Origin of the sequence: Marinomonas ostreistagni, assembly GCF_016461785.1 — a bacterium.
GTDB lineage: Bacteria > Pseudomonadota > Gammaproteobacteria > Pseudomonadales > Marinomonadaceae > Marinomonas > Marinomonas ostreistagni_A.
Genome location: NZ_JAEMUH010000013.1, coordinates 23,328 through 38,171, shown reverse-complemented (window position 1 = coordinate 38,171; position 14,844 = coordinate 23,328). Strand labels below are relative to the sequence as shown.

Sequence of the window (14,844 nt, the reverse complement as noted above, 5' to 3'; positions counted from 1 at the left end):
TTTCTCCTTTAGAAAATTTACATTTTCAATTTGACTGCATTCACACAACTAATCAAGCAAGAAACCGCAATTGGTCTTTGTTTGCGCCTTTTAACCACAATAGTTAGAGATCTAACCAGTTTTTTTACAAACTACTTTAAGACATTAGCAGCTCTAGCTTCTCTAGGATGTGCGCACCAATTGGAAAGGCACTGGTCGCGGCAGGAGAAGGTGCATTGCAAACATGCAATGTTCGCTTGCTCTGAGCAAATAAGAAATCGTGTACCAACTTGCCATCCTTTAATACCGCTTGGGCGCGAATACCTGCTGGATAAGGCTCTAAGTCAGAAAGTTGCACCATAGGGCAGTATTTTTTGACTTCCTTCAGGTAACCCGCTTTGTACCAAGAGTTATAAGTTTCTTTAAGGCCTATTTTCCAATAGTCCTTAAGAAGGCGCCAATAACCAGCAAAGCTAAACATGGTAGCCACATCTTTCAAATCAACGTTAATACGACCATAACCTTCCCGTTTCCAACCTTGAACTGCATTGGGTCCGACGGTGACTGAACCGTCAATCATACGTGTCAAATGCACACCTAAAAAAGGCAGATCAGGATCGGGGATGGGGTAAATCAAGTGATTAACAATATGATTATGATGAGGGCTTAAACGGTAGTACTCCCCTCGAAAGGGTACGATTTGAAAGTCCGTTTCGATACCTAACATCTTAGTTAGACGATCGGCCATTAGACCGCCACAGGAGACTAAATAGCGCGCAGAAAATGGGCCTCGATTGGTCTCAATTTGAACGCCAGAGGCATCTTCATTCAGCCCTTTTACTTGCGTTGCTAACTGTATCGCTCCACCTAACTCCTGAACCAAGACAGACAGTTTTTCACAGAGTTTTCGGTAGTTAACGATGCCCGTAGAAGGAACAAATAACGCCCCTTTACCAACCACATTAGGCTCTCGCTCCTTTAGCTGCGCTTGCGTTAAGTAATGCACCTCCAAATCATTGGTTTTACAGCGCTCAAACAAATCATCCATGCGTTGTAATTCAAGCTCATTCGTTGCCACTAACAACTTACCGCATTCTTCATAAGGAATCTGATATTGCTGGCAGAAAGACTTGGTTGCGGCCGCTCCTTCTTTGCAAAATCTTGCTTTCAAGCTTCCCGGAGCATAGTAAACACCCGCATGAATCACACCAGAATTATGGCCCGTTTGATGAGTAGCTACGTGCTCTTCTTTTTCTAACACAACCAAGCGTTTTTCAGGATACTTTTTCAGTAATTGCCAAGCGGTTGATAAGCCAACAATTCCCGCTCCAATGATAGCTATGTCGTACTGTTGATCCGGAGAAAAATAATTAGGATTGAAAGATGTCATGATTGCTCCGTGCTAATATTATTTTAATAACATTATACGTTGCCAAAGCAATCGACGTCCCCTTTCATCAAGATAAAAAAAGGCGACCCAAGGGTCGCCAAAACGCGAACGGCTAGTTCAACTTATTTAGCTGACACAGAATAAGTCATTGAGACTTTTCGTGATGCTTGAAATTCTTCAATTGTCTCACCACGCATGGCGGCATAGACTTCAGGATTAGATTGACCTAAAACAGCTGCCATTTTTTCCAAGCAGAAGAAAATAACGCCATATCGGATCAATTCAATCCATTGTTTCCCTGCGACCATTTCCTTTTCGATATCGCTTAATCCAAACTCTTCCATTAATGCTGGTTGGTCATTAATGAAACGATCACGATGAGTAGGATCGATCAGCTGCCTTAAAAAGGCATTCAGACGATAAGCTTTGTGACTTGTCTCAATGGTAAATGGATAAGTACCCTCTAGTTTTTCCACGCCATGAAGCTGAACATAAGGGTCATGTTGTATTTTCTCAGATGGTGTGTTCTCTTCAAAAATTACGGTCGCGATATTTGTCATCGAAGGACAATAGCTGCTCTTATGTACACATGTTAAGTCATCAGATAATGCACCGCGCATAATGAGCCACATGATCACTTCAGCACCTTCCATACCACCTTTTGTGGCATATTCCGCATGCGTTAGTTTAGTCAACTCCTCTGGGTTTGATTCCAGTAATTCTAAAAACTCTGAGTCCCATTGCTCATCATTAAAACCACACCGTTCACCATGTACCTGATGAGACAAGCCACCAGTCGCAACAATGGCCACATTCAAATTCTCAGGAAAGCTTAAAATCGCATTTCGTAAGGCTTTACCAAAGTTAAAGCAGCGCTTTGCTGTTGGTGCAGGGAATTGAAGCACACCAACCTGTAGCGGGATGACTCGGCCTTTCCAATCACTAGGGTCACTCGGGATAATCATTGAGTAAGGAGAAAAAAAACCATGATCAAGAGGTTTCTTTTGAAAAGTCGAAATATCAAATTCTTGAGCAGCTAAGCTATGAGCTATATGACGTGACAACGCTTGATGAGCTTGAGCTGCTGGGAAATTACGTGCACCACCACCCTCGTCTGCAGTAACGTACTGATCGTCAATCCCAAGTACAAAAGGAGAGTAATGATCAAAGAAAAATGATGTGACGTGATCATTGAAAATGAAAAACAATACATCGACATCCTTCGCTGCAACCCAATCTTTAACTTTATCAAACCCTTCAAAAATAGGACTCCAAGCTGGATCATTTTGCTTGTTAGTATCTTTTGCAAAAGCAATTGTGGGTGAGTGAGATGCACCAATACCACCAATTATGTTTGCCATGTTAATCTCCAATGAAAGTTGTTGTTATGTTTTCTACAATAATTGGATATACTTTTTGAAACAATACCACTAATTGATACATACCGTTTCCAAAATGAACAATTCGCAAGCACTTAAAGAACTTCCTGCATTTTACTGGGCAGCTAAGCTTCTAAGCATATCTGCTGCTGGAGAAAAACTATCTGTTTCTAAAGCAACCGTGAGCAAAGCTATTGTTCGTTTAGAAGAGCAATATCAAGTTCGACTGTTTGAACGAAATTCCCGAAATATTCGCTTAACCGCTGAAGGACAAACATTGCTTGAGTATGCAGAGCGGCTGTTATTGCTTGCTGATGAAGCATCACATGCACTGGTGGGAATGCAATCAACGCCTCAGGGAACGGTAAAACTTGCAGCACCTTTAGCGTTTAGCAGGGAAGTTTTAGCACCAAACTTAGCGAGATTCCATCAAGCTTTTCCTGAAATAACATTGCAGATTCAGACCAGTCAACATCCCATGGATGTATTAAGAGACGAAGTGGACATTGCGGTTATAGTAGGCTCTATCGAGAGTTCTGATTTGATCGCTAAAACACTCTACCCAGGCAAGCTAAAATGGGTCACTAGTCCTGAATATTTAAGTAAAAATGGTCCTTTTGAAACACCTAGAGAATTAGAGGAACACATTCAATATTGTGAGACACGCTATAGCGTTCATAAATTCGTTGTCAATTATGGTGCGAAACAATATCAACTAAGCCTGCAAAATAAAAATTGTTGCAATGACCCTATAGTCGTCCGAGAAGCCTTATTAAACGGATGTGGTATTTCAATGCTACCGGAGCAGTATTGTAAGCGTCTTATATCTGAAGGGAGTTTAGTTGAAGTGTGTACAGCTATTACACCGAATGTTGAATCCGCTCATCTTAAGATGGTTTACCCAAGCCGTTTATTTAGATCTACACGAGTCAGAGCGGTCATTCAGTTTTTAGAAGAGATTACCTCCGAAATTTAGGCTAGATTTAGCAAGGTAGGGTTGCCATAACCCAAGCCATTTTACTTATATCCATCAGTGCAGCGGTGCCTACCACTAGTCCAAATAACTTCATAATCATTCCCTACCTTACTGTGAGTAGATTCATACTACTTTTATCATCGAACTATGCATGCATATTTGCACTGTTTTACAGTTTATACACTTTTTTTACGACAAAAAAATCCCCGCACTAGGCGGGGATTTTTATAATCAATTACTAATAAGCGTTTGCTTACCAGCCAGTGATTTCTTTAAGACCAGCACCGATGTCCGCTAGAGAGCGAACAGTCTTAACGCCTGCGTCTTGTAGTGCTGCGAATTTCTCGTCAGCCGTACCTTTACCACCAGAGATGATCGCACCAGCGTGGCCCATACGCTTACCAGCAGGCGCTGTTACGCCAGCGATGTAAGATACAACAGGCTTAGTTACGTTTGCTTTGATGTAAGCAGCCGCTTCTTCTTCTGCCGTACCACCGATCTCACCGATCATAACGATCGCTTCAGTTTGAGGATCGTTTTGGAACATTTCTAGTACGTCAATGAAGTTAGTACCTGGGATTGGGTCACCACCGATACCAACACAAGTAGATTGACCGTAACCAGCGTCAGTTGTTTGCTTAACAGCTTCGTACGTCAAAGTACCAGAACGAGAAACGATACCTACTTTACCAGGCATATGGATGTGGCCAGGCATGATACCGATTTTACACTCTCCAGGAGTGATAACACCTGGACAGTTAGGACCGATTAGGCGAACACCTAGCTCGTCACACTTAACTTTACAGTCAAGCATATCAAGCGTAGGAACACCTTCAGTGATACAAACGATTAGTTTGATACCAGCGTTCGCAGCTTCAAGGATAGAATCCTTAACGAATGGAGCTGGAACGTAGATTACAGATGCTTCAGCGCCCGTTGTTTCAACAGCTTCTTTAACAGTGTTGAATACAGGTAGACCAAGGTGAGTTTGACCACCTTTACCTGGTGTTACACCACCAACCATTTTTGTACCGTAAGCAATCGCTTGCTCAGAGTGGAATGTACCTTGGCCGCCAGTGAAACCTTGACAGATTACTTTAGTATCTTTGTTAATTAAAACAGACATTATTATTTGCCCTCCGCAGCTTTAACAACTTGTTCAGCTGCGTCTTTTAGACTTGATGCAGCGATGATGTCTAGACCAGAGTTCGCTAGAACTTCACGGCCTTTCTCTGCATTAGTACCTTCTAGACGTACAACAACAGGAACGTTTACACCTACCTGCTCAACTGCACCGATGATGCCTTCTGCAATCATGTCACAACGTACGATACCACCGAAGATGTTAACCAATACCGCTTTAACATTGCTGTCAGAAAGAATGATTTTGAATGCTTCCGCTACACGCTCTTTCGTCGCACCGCCACCTACGTCTAGGAAGTTAGCTGGTTTACCGCCGTGTAGGTTTACGATGTCCATTGTACCCATCGCTAGACCTGCACCGTTAACCATACAACCAACGTTACCGTCTAGTGCAACGTAGTTAAGTTCCCACTGTGCTGCATGTGCTTCACGCTCATCTTCTTGAGATGGATCGTGGAACTCTTGCATTTTCTTCTGACGGTAAACAGCGTTGCTGTCGATGTTGATCTTACCGTCTAGACAGTGAAGGTTACCTTCGTCAGTGATTACTAGAGGGTTGATTTCTAGTAGAGCGAAGTCGTAGTCGTGGAACATTTGTGACAAACCAAGGAAGATCTTAGTGAACTGCTTGATTTGAGCTGGGTTAAGACCCATTTTGAATGCCATTTCACGAGCTTGGTATGGCTGTGCGCCTACAAGTGGATCGATTTCCGCTTTGTGGATTAGCTCAGGAGTTTCCTCAGCTACTTTCTCGATCTCAACACCACCTTCAGTAGATGCCATGAAAACTACGCGACGAGTAGAACGGTCTACTACAGCACCTAGGTACAATTCGTTAGCGATGTCTGTGCAAGACTCAACTAGGATTTTAGCAACTGGCTGACCATTTTCGTCAGTTTGGTAAGTTACTAGGTTTTTACCTAACCAGTTCGCTGCGAATTCTTTTACTTCATCCAAAGAATCAACAAGCTTTACACCGCCCGCTTTACCGCGACCACCAGCGTGAACTTGAGCTTTTACAACCCACTTGTCACCACCAATTTTTTTCGCTGCTTCTACTGCCTCTTCTGGCGTGTCTACTGCGTACCCTGTAGATACTGGCAGGCCGTATTCAGCAAAAAGCTGCTTAGCCTGATATTCATGTAGGTTCATTTGATTCTTCCGCTCATCTTAATGATTGACATAAGTCTGTCTGTTTGACAGAAATTGCCGGCTTCTCAGCCGGCAAATCGAATTTTGTTATTTGCGTTTACGGTTTGCTACGTGGATAGCGTGACCGTCAACTGCTAGTGCTGCTTCATGCACAGCTTCACTTACCGTTGGGTGAGCGAATACAGTCAGAGCAATGTCTTCAGCTGTAGAGCCGAATTCCATCGCGATAACTGCTTGTGCGATTAGGTCTGCAGCATGACCACCAATGATATGGCAGCCTAGGATACGGTCTGTTTCTTCACAAGCAAGCATTTTAACGAAACCATCAGTATCGTTAGCTGCCATTGCACGGCCAGACGCAGCAAATGGGAATTTACCCACTTTGTATTTCACGCCTTCAGCTTTAAGTTGTTGCTCGTTCTTACCTACCCAAGCAAGTTCTGGGTGAGTGTAGATAACAGATGGGATGCAGTCGTAGTTCATTTGCGCTTTGTGACCAGCGATGATGTCAGCAACCATTACACCTTCTTCAGATGCTTTGTGTGCTAACATTGGGCCACGAACGATATCACCGATCGCGAAAACACCAGGAACGTTTGTACGGCATTGTTCGTCAACGAACACAAAACCACGCTCATCTAGGTTTACACCAGAATCAGCGGCTAGACAGCCGTCTGTGAATGGTTTACGGCCAACCGCTACGATTAGCTTGTCGAAAGTTTGCTTCTGCTCTTCACCTTTCGCATCAAGGTAAGTCACTTCAACTTCTTCACCTTTCACTTCACTGCCCGTTACACGAGCACCAACGCGAATGTCTAGACCTTGTTTTTTGAAGATCTTAGCCGCTTCTTTCGCTAGATCTTGGTCACATAGGCTTAGGAATTGATCTTGTGCTTCAAGTACAACGACTTCTGAACCTAGGCGCTTCCATACAGAACCTAGCTCAAGACCGATAACACCCGCACCGATCACGCCAAGACGCTTAGGCACTTCACGGAACTCAAGAGCACCTTCGTTATCAACGATGATGTCACCAGTACGTGGCGCAGGTGGAATGTTCACAGGTACAGAACCTGTCGCAAGAATTACGTTACCAGCTTCTAGTGTTTGAACTGAGCCATCATGCGCAGTGAATTCAACTTTTTTGTTAGCAAGTAGCTTACCGAAACCTTCAAAGCTTGTTACACCGTTCGCTTTGAACAGGCCAGCAATACCACCAGTCAATTGGTTTACGATTTTGTCTTTGCGATCTACCATCGCATTAACGTCCATCGATACACCATCAACACCGATACCATGTACAGCGAATTCTTCTTTTGCATCGTGGTATTTGTGTGAAGAGTCCAATAGAGCTTTAGATGGGATACAACCTACGTTTAGACAAGTACCACCTAGCTTTGGCTTGTTGTCTTTATCCAGCCATTTTTCGATACAAGCTGTTTTTAGACCCAATTGCGCTGCACGGATTGCGGCAACGTAACCACCTGGGCCACCACCAATTACGATTACATCAAATTTTTCAGACATAGGATTTATCCATTGTTGTTTGCTAGGGCATTTTGCGCCCTAGCAAGTTTTACTCTCATCCACAGAAGTGGGTGCAATTACTTAGATTTCAAGCAGTAGACGTGCTGGATCTTCTAGAAGGTCCTTGATGGTTACAAGGAATTGCACCGCTTCTTTACCGTCGATCATACGGTGATCGTATGATAGCGCTAAGTACATCATCGGTTGAATCACAACCTGACCGTTAACCGCCATTGGGCGCTCTTGGATTTTGTGCATACCCAAGATTGCTGTTTGAGGTGGGTTAAGGATTGGAGTAGACATTAGAGAACCGAAGATACCGCCGTTAGTGATAGTAAAAGTACCACCTTGCATATCTTCCATACCTAGCTTGCCTTCACGACCTCGAACAGCAAAGTCCATGATGCCAGATTCAATGTCCGCAAGACCCATTGCTTCTGTGTTACGCAATACAGGTACCATCAAACCGCGGTTAGTTGATACTGCTACACCGATATCTTGGTAACCGTGGTAAACCATGTCGTTACCATCGATAGAAGCGTTTACAGCTGGGAAGCGTTTTAGAGCTTCCGTCGCGGCTTTAACGAAGAATGACATGAAACCAAGTTTAGTGCCGTTATGAGTCTTCTGGAACAAGTCTTTGTATTTACTACGAAGCTCCATTACAGGGCCCATGTTAACTTCGTTGTATGTTGTCAACATTGCTGCTGTTTGCTGTGCTTCAACAAGACGCTTCGCAATCGTTGCACGTAGACGTGTCATTGGCACACGTTTTTCAACACGACCATCAGCACTTAGTGGCGCTGGCGCTGCAGGGGCTGCTTTTGCAGGTGCCGCTGCTGCAGCTGGTTTGTTCTTCGCCGCCGCTTCAACATCTTCCTTAGTGATACGACCGCCTTTACCAGTACCTTTCACTTGAGCAGCTGTTAGACCAGCTTCAGCAAGAGCTTTACGCGCCGCAGGTCCTGCGATGCCATCTTCATCACCGGCTTCTTCAGCAGCAGGTGCTGCCGCTGGAGCTTCAGCTGGTGCCGCTGCACCACCCGTTGCGCCAACAGAGAAGTTCGCTAGCACTTCTTCACTCAGTACCGTGTCGCCTTCCGCTTTAACGATGTCAGCAATCACACCATCCGCTGGGGCAACGACTTCTAGAACAACCTTGTCAGTTTCGATGTCAACGATGTGCTCATCACGCTTACAAGCTTCACCTGGTTGTTTGTGCCAAGCAGCAACTGTGCCGTCAGCAACAGACTCTGGGAAAGTTGGCGCTTTAATTTGAACAGTTTCTTTAGCTTCAGTAGCGGCTGGTGCCGATGGCGCAGCTTCAGCTTTTGCAGCTGGCGCTTCAGACGCAGCAGCACCCGAATCAAATACCGCAAGAACTTCTTCACTAAGGACAATATCACCCTCAGCTTTCAGTACGTCTTTCAGTACACCATCAGCTGGTGCTACGACTTCAAGAACAACTTTATCTGTTTCGATATCTACAATGTGCTCGTCGCGCTTACACGCTTCACCTGGCTGTTTGTACCACGTAGCGACAGTGCCATCCGCTACAGATTCTGGAAAAGTAGGTGCTTTAATTTCAATACTCATTTTTTACCCTTATCTCTGACAGGCAGTGTTGCTAGCCGACAATCGCGTCGTTAACCAGCGCTTCTTGTTCTTCAACGTGTACGGACATGTAACCTGCAGCCGGAGCAGCAGAAGAAATACGTCCAGCAAAGCGGATCTTAAGTTCAGGATACAGCTTTTCTAACACACGGCTCATACGGTGGCGATTTGCATGCCAAGCACCTTGGTTCTTAGGTTCTTCTTGACACCAAACTAACTCTTCAACATTTTTGTACGGTTCCAAAATCGCTTCAAAATCAGCGTAAGGGAACGGATACAATTGCTCAAGACGAATGATAGCCACATCATCCTTAGCCAGCTCTTCACGACGATTGTATAAATCGTAGTAAACCTTACCGCTACAGATCACCAAACGTTTTACGTTTTCAGGTTTGATGTTGTCTGCCACTTCAGGCAATACCGTTTTGAAGCTACCTTCAGATAAATCTTCTAATGTAGAGATTGCTTGCTTATGACGTAGCAAACTCTTAGGAGACATAATGATCAGTGGACGACGCATTGGTCGAATAGCCTGACGACGCAAGATATGGAAGATCTGCGATGGTGTCGTCGGCACACACACTTGGATGTTGTATTCGGCACATAACTGCATGAATCGCTCAAGACGTGCAGAAGAGTGCTCTGGGCCTTGGCCTTCATAGCCATGAGGCAACAACATTGTTAGACCACATAAACGGCCCCACTTGTGCTCACCACTGGTAATAAATTGGTCAATTACAACTTGTGCACCGTTGGCAAAATCACCGAATTGAGCTTCCCAAACTACTAAACCTTTTGGTGAAGTTGTTGAGTAACCGTATTCGAAAGCCAATACCGCTTCTTCAGAAAGGTATGAGTCATAAAGATCAAGCGTGGGCTGATCGTCTGACAAGTGCTTAAGAGGAATGTAAGTACTACCGTCTTTTTGACTGTGAACAACAGCATGACGGTGAGAGAACGTACCGCGACCAGAATCCTGACCCGTAATACGAATTGGATAGCCTTGCTCTAGCAAAGTGGCAAATGCCAAGGTTTCAGCATAACCCCAGTTTAGAGGCATCGCACCAGCTGTCATTTTATCTCGATCTTCATAGATCTTCATAACCTGACGTTGAACCACTACGCCATCTGGAATAGATGTCGTTTTCTTAGCAACTTCTTGCAACTGTGCTAGGGGATAAGTTGTATCACCTGCATCGGTCCATTCAACGCCAAGGTAAGGAGTCCAGTCAACGAACAACTGAGAGTTTGGCTCAAGCACCAAACTTTTAGCGACATGACGACCGTTATCTAGATCTTCACGGTTTTCATTTACCAGCTCATCCGCTTCTGCTTCTGTAACTACATTATTAGCAACTAAGAAATCTGCGTACTTAGTACGAGTCGTCTTAAGCTTGCTGATAATTTTGTACATCAGCGGCTGAGTACCTGAAGGTTCGTCTGTTTCGTTGTGACCACGACGACGGTAACAAACCATGTCAATCACAACATCACGACCGAACTCGTAACGGTAATCCAATGCTAATTGGGTAACGAATAAAACGGCTTCTGGATCATCGCCGTTGACATGGAAGATCGGAGCCTGAATCATTTTGGCAACATCTGTTGCGTATTCAGTTGATCGAGAATCTTCTTGACGGTTCGTTGTAAAGCCAACTTGGTTGTTCACGACAATGTGCACTGTACCGCCAGTCTTGTAGGCGCGAGTTTGTGACATTTGGAACGTTTCCATTACTACGCCTTGGCCTGCGAATGCTGCATCACCATGGATAGAGATTGGCACTACTGTTTTACCAGTATTATCTTGACGACGATCTTGGCGAGCTCGAACCGAACCTTCAACTACTGGAGATACGATCTCAAGATGTGAAGGGTTAAAGGCAAGCACTGTATGGACTTCGCCACCAGCCGTCATGACATTTGAAGAGAAGCCTTGGTGATACTTTACGTCACCAGACGTATTGACCAACTTCTTACCTTCGAATTCGTCAAACAGGTCTTTAGGGTTCTTACCTAAAGTGTTAACAAGAACGTTTAAGCGACCACGGTGAGCCATACCAATAACAACTTCTTTAGCACCCAGTGCACCAGAACGCTGAATCAGTTCGTTTACCATTGGAATTAAGCTTTCACCACCCTCAAGGCCGAATCGCTTCGCCCCTGGGTAACGACTTGCTAAATACTTTTCTAAACCTTCTGCAGCTGTTAATCGCTCAAGCAAAGCTTTACGAGTTTCAGCTGAATACTCAGGTCGCGAGCGAACGGATTCAACACGCTGTTGCAGCCAAGCTTTTTCTTGGGTATCAACAATATGCATGAATTCGTAGCCGATAGAGCCACAGTAGGTTTTCTCAAGTTCTGCAACAATGTCTTTTAGAGGCATTGTTTCTTGATTGAAAAAAAGTGAGCCTGTATTAAACGCTGTATCAAGATCAGCACCAGTAAGCTGGTGGTAACCTAAGTCAAGGTCAGCAACTTTATCTCGCTTCTGTAGTCCAAGTGGATCTAGATTAGAGTGCTGATGGCCTCGTACGCGGTAAGCGTTAATGAGTTGAAGTACATTGATTTGCTTTTGCTCATGTTCTGAGCTTGCAGCGATACCTGTAGAAACAGGAACATTGCGGAACTTGTTTTTTCCAAGTTCTAAGAATTGTTGTTGAATAACAGAGTGAGGAAGATCGGTTGACTGCGCTTCGCTAACTCTCGGCAACTGATCAAAACATTTCCGCCATTCTTCCGATACTGAGTTGGGGTCAACTAAGTAGCTCTCAAACAGCCCCTCAACATATTCAAGGTTGCCCCCTGAAAAGTGAGAAGTGCTCCATAGCAACTCCATCAAACTTTCATGCATTCTCGATCACCCTTTTATGTTCGAGCCAGCTATCACCATGAGCGATAACTCAAATTTTCATTCTGGTTAAACTATTTAAGATAGTTGCCAGGTTATTATTTGCTTTTTTGCCTAACGACACTTAAACAGCCCTATTCTAAATCACTAAGACTAGAGTTTTTAGTAACAAATGGGGCTATTTAGTGTTTTTTCATGCTCAAATTCATATTTGCCATGAAAAACTAAATTCTTCGCAACTTTATTTTATGTATTCAGGGTTGCGCCTGAATAGGTAAGCAGCTTCTAAAGAAGAAGCTGCTTACTGCGCACATAGAAAAATGCGCTTTACATAGATTAATTCTTACGTTGCACGCTGAATTAACATAGTACGAATGTTGCCAATTGCTTTTGTTGGGTTTAGCCCTTTAGGACATACATTCACACAGTTCATGATACCGTGGCAACGGAATACACTGAACGGATCATCTAGATCGCCAAGACGATCTTGTGTCGCTGTATCACGGCTATCCGCCAAGAAGCGGTAAGCTTGAAGCAGACCAGAAGGACCAATGAACTTATCAGGGTTCCACCAGAAAGATGGGCAAGACGTAGAACAACAAGCACACAAAATACACTCGTAAAGACCGTCAAGCTTTTCACGCTCTTCTGGGCTTTGTAGACGCTCGATTGCAGGCGCTGGCGTATCGTTGATCAAGAACGGCTTGATCTTTTCGTACTGTTTGTAGAACTGCCCCATATCCACAACTAAGTCACGCACTACTGGCAGACCAGGAAGTGGGCGTAAAACCAGCTTATTGTTCTTAGCCGCTGCAGAAACAGGCGTGATACAAGCCAGACCATTTTTGCCTGACATATTCATACCATCAGAACCACATACACCTTCACGGCAAGAACGACGGTAAGAAATACTTGGATCCTGTGCCTTAAGCAAATTCAGCACATCAAGCACCATCAGATCTTTACCTGCTGGCAACTCGATTTCAAAATCCTGCATGTAAGGCGCATCGTCCTTCTCAGGATTGTAACGATAGATACTAACTAACATCGATATAACTCCTTAGTATGAACGCACTTTAGGTGGGAAAGCTTCCATGGTTTTCGGCGCGAAGTTAACATCACGCTTGGTCACTTCCTTAGTAGCTGGATGGAACAAAGAGTGTTTCAGCCAGTTTTCATCGTCACGTTCAGTAAAGTCATTACGGGCGTGAGCACCACGACTCTCTTTACGGAATTCCGCTGGAATCGCAGTTGCTTCGGCAACTTCTAACAAGTTCTCAAGTTCAAGAGCTTCAATACGTGCTGTGTTGAATGCCTGACTCTTATCTTCTAGGTGCAGATTCTCAACGCGTTTGCGAAGCTCTTTAAGCTGCTCAAGACCTTTCTGCATAGATGGGCCTTCACGGAATACACCAAAGTACAACTGCATTGTTTTCTGAAGCTCAGCACGAACCTCAGCTACAGATTCACCACCTGTACTACTGTTCAAACGATTTAGACGAGCCATTGCTTTTTCAACGTCTGTATCGCTAGCGTCCATAGAGTCGAAACCTTCATCTAGAGATTTCTTAACCTGTAGACCTACCGCACGACCAAACACCACCAAGTCTAGCAACGAGTTACCACCTAGACGGTTCGCACCGTGTACGGATACACAAGCGATTTCACCACAAGCATAAAGACCAGGAATAATTACATCTTCCCCAGCTTCATTTTGCAGCAGAGCTTGACCACCGATGTTTGTTGGCACACCACCCATCATATAGTGACAAGTAGGCACCACTGGAATTGGTTCTTTAACTGGATCAACGTGCGCAAATGTGCGAGACAGCTCAAGGATACCTGGCAAGCGCTTGTTTAGCGTCTCTTCACCAAGGTGATCAAGTTTTAGAAGAACATGGTCACCGTTTTCACCACAGCCACGACCTTCAAGAATCTCAAGAATCATTGAACGAGCTACTACGTCACGACCAGCAAGGTCTTTCGCGTTTGGAGCGTAACGCTCCATGAAACGTTCACCATCTTTATTGATTAGGTAACCACCTTCACCACGACAACCCTCAGTAACCAGTGTACCGGCACCGTAAATACCAGTTGGATGGAACTGCCACATCTCCATGTCTTGCATTGGTACACCAGCACGCAGCGCCATACCTACACCGTCACCAGTATTAATGTGTGCGTTTGTCGTTGACTGGTAGATACGACCTGCACCACCTGTAGCAAGAACAGTCGCTTTCGCTTTAAGGTAAACTACTTCACCCGTTTCTACACAGATAGAAACCGCACCAACGATTGCTCCATCAGAGTTCTTAACCAAGTCAACTGCATACCATTCGTTAAAGAATGTTGTGCCACCTTTAAGGTTTGCTTGATAAAGAGTATGCAGAAGTGCGTGTCCAGTACGGTCAGCTGCCGCACAAGTACGCGCTGCCTGACCACCTTTACCGAAATCTTTTGACTGACCACCAAAAGGACGCTGGTAGATACGACCATTTTCTTTACGAGAGAACGGTAGCCCCATGTGTTCAAGCTCAAATACCGCTTGTGGACCTACAGAACACATGTACTCGATAGCGTCTTGGTCACCGATGTAATCAGAACCTTTAACGGTATCGTACATGTGCCAGCGCCAATCATCATTTGGATCTTCACTTGCGATTGCACAAGTAATACCACCTTGTGCAGATACAGTATGAGAACGAGTTGGGAATACTTTTGTTACACACGCAGTGTTTAACCCAGACTCAGTCAATTGAAGTGCCGCACGCATACCTGCGCCACCACCACCGATTACAATGGCATCAAAAGAAATAGTACGAATATTAGCCATTAC

Annotated in this window: 10 protein-coding genes; 1 reads left to right on the top strand and 9 read right to left on the bottom strand. The window is 44.5% G+C overall.

Features of this window, described 5'->3' with window-relative positions; genetic code table 11:
• Nucleotides 1–136: 136 nt before the first annotated feature.
• Together lhgO and JHD44_RS13730 are read right to left on the bottom strand one after the other, a co-directional pair.
• Nucleotides 137–1,369 (bottom strand): L-2-hydroxyglutarate oxidase, encoded by a 1,233-nt coding sequence (gene lhgO, locus JHD44_RS13735; RefSeq protein ID WP_199463344.1) that lies wholly within the window; start codon nt 1,367–1,369, stop codon nt 137–139.
• Nucleotides 1,370–1,491: 122 nt separating this feature from the next.
• The gene (locus JHD44_RS13730; RefSeq protein WP_199463343.1) at nt 1,492–2,730 is read right to left on the bottom strand and encodes a gallate dioxygenase; all 1,239 of its coding nucleotides are present in this window, start codon (nt 2,728–2,730) and stop codon (nt 1,492–1,494) included.
• 94 nt (nt 2,731–2,824) lie between these two features.
• On the opposite strand from JHD44_RS13730, the gene JHD44_RS13725 reads away from it, so the two are divergent.
• Complete coding sequence (locus tag JHD44_RS13725; RefSeq protein ID WP_199463342.1) at nt 2,825–3,724, top strand: LysR family transcriptional regulator; 900 nt, start codon at nt 2,825–2,827, stop codon at nt 3,722–3,724.
• 253 nt (nt 3,725–3,977) lie between these two features.
• On the opposite strand, the gene sucD is transcribed toward JHD44_RS13725, so the two are convergent.
• From sucD to sdhA, 7 genes are all read right to left on the bottom strand, one after another.
• Complete coding sequence (sucD, locus tag JHD44_RS13720) at nt 3,978–4,850, bottom strand: succinate--CoA ligase subunit alpha (protein WP_067210799.1); 873 nt, start codon at nt 4,848–4,850, stop codon at nt 3,978–3,980.
• A 2-nt stretch (nt 4,851–4,852) separates the two neighbouring features.
• Complete coding sequence (gene sucC / locus JHD44_RS13715; RefSeq protein ID WP_133564228.1) at nt 4,853–6,019, bottom strand: ADP-forming succinate--CoA ligase subunit beta; 1,167 nt, start codon at nt 6,017–6,019, stop codon at nt 4,853–4,855.
• An 87-nt stretch (nt 6,020–6,106) separates the two neighbouring features.
• A complete protein-coding gene (gene lpdA / locus JHD44_RS13710) occupies nt 6,107–7,546 on the bottom strand; it encodes a dihydrolipoyl dehydrogenase (RefSeq protein ID WP_133564225.1) in 1,440 nt (479 codons plus the stop codon).
• 81 nt (nt 7,547–7,627) lie between these two features.
• Nucleotides 7,628–9,142, bottom strand: a complete 1,515-nt coding sequence (odhB, locus tag JHD44_RS13705) for a 2-oxoglutarate dehydrogenase complex dihydrolipoyllysine-residue succinyltransferase (RefSeq protein WP_199463341.1) — start codon at nt 9,140–9,142, stop codon at nt 7,628–7,630.
• Between the two features lie 31 nt (nt 9,143–9,173).
• Nucleotides 9,174–12,011 (bottom strand): 2-oxoglutarate dehydrogenase E1 component, encoded by a 2,838-nt coding sequence (locus JHD44_RS13700; protein WP_199463340.1) that lies wholly within the window; start codon nt 12,009–12,011, stop codon nt 9,174–9,176.
• Between the two features lie 340 nt (nt 12,012–12,351).
• Nucleotides 12,352–13,056: a succinate dehydrogenase iron-sulfur subunit gene (locus JHD44_RS13695; RefSeq protein ID WP_199463339.1), complete on the bottom strand. Its 705-nt coding sequence runs from the start codon at nt 13,054–13,056 to the stop codon at nt 12,352–12,354.
• 12 nt (nt 13,057–13,068) lie between these two features.
• Nucleotides 13,069–14,841, bottom strand: a complete 1,773-nt coding sequence (sdhA, locus tag JHD44_RS13690) for a succinate dehydrogenase flavoprotein subunit (RefSeq protein WP_199463338.1) — start codon at nt 14,839–14,841, stop codon at nt 13,069–13,071.
• Between the last annotated feature and the right edge of the window lie 3 nt (nt 14,842–14,844).

What these genes read in the sequence shown, in the direction of transcription:
- JHD44_RS13695 (WP_199463339.1), bottom strand. Translation starts at nt 13,056, where the DNA reads ATGTTAGTTAGTATCTATCGTTACAATCCTGAGAAGGACGATGCGCCT.
- sdhA (WP_199463338.1), bottom strand. Translation starts at nt 14,841, where the DNA reads ATGGCTAATATTCGTACTATTTCTTTTGATGCCATTGTAATCGGTGGT.
- JHD44_RS13700 (WP_199463340.1), bottom strand. Translation starts at nt 12,011, where the DNA reads ATGCATGAAAGTTTGATGGAGTTGCTATGGAGCACTTCTCACTTTTCA.
- lpdA (WP_133564225.1), bottom strand. Translation starts at nt 7,546, where the DNA reads ATGTCTGAAAAATTTGATGTAATCGTAATTGGTGGTGGCCCAGGTGGT.
- JHD44_RS13730 (WP_199463343.1), bottom strand. Translation starts at nt 2,730, where the DNA reads ATGGCAAACATAATTGGTGGTATTGGTGCATCTCACTCACCCACAATT.
- sucD (WP_067210799.1), bottom strand. Translation starts at nt 4,850, where the DNA reads ATGTCTGTTTTAATTAACAAAGATACTAAAGTAATCTGTCAAGGTTTC.
- JHD44_RS13725 (WP_199463342.1), top strand. Translation starts at nt 2,825, where the DNA reads ATGAACAATTCGCAAGCACTTAAAGAACTTCCTGCATTTTACTGGGCA.
- lhgO (WP_199463344.1), bottom strand. Translation starts at nt 1,369, where the DNA reads ATGACATCTTTCAATCCTAATTATTTTTCTCCGGATCAACAGTACGAC.
- sucC (WP_133564228.1), bottom strand. Translation starts at nt 6,019, where the DNA reads ATGAACCTACATGAATATCAGGCTAAGCAGCTTTTTGCTGAATACGGC.
- odhB (WP_199463341.1), bottom strand. Translation starts at nt 9,142, where the DNA reads ATGAGTATTGAAATTAAAGCACCTACTTTTCCAGAATCTGTAGCGGAT.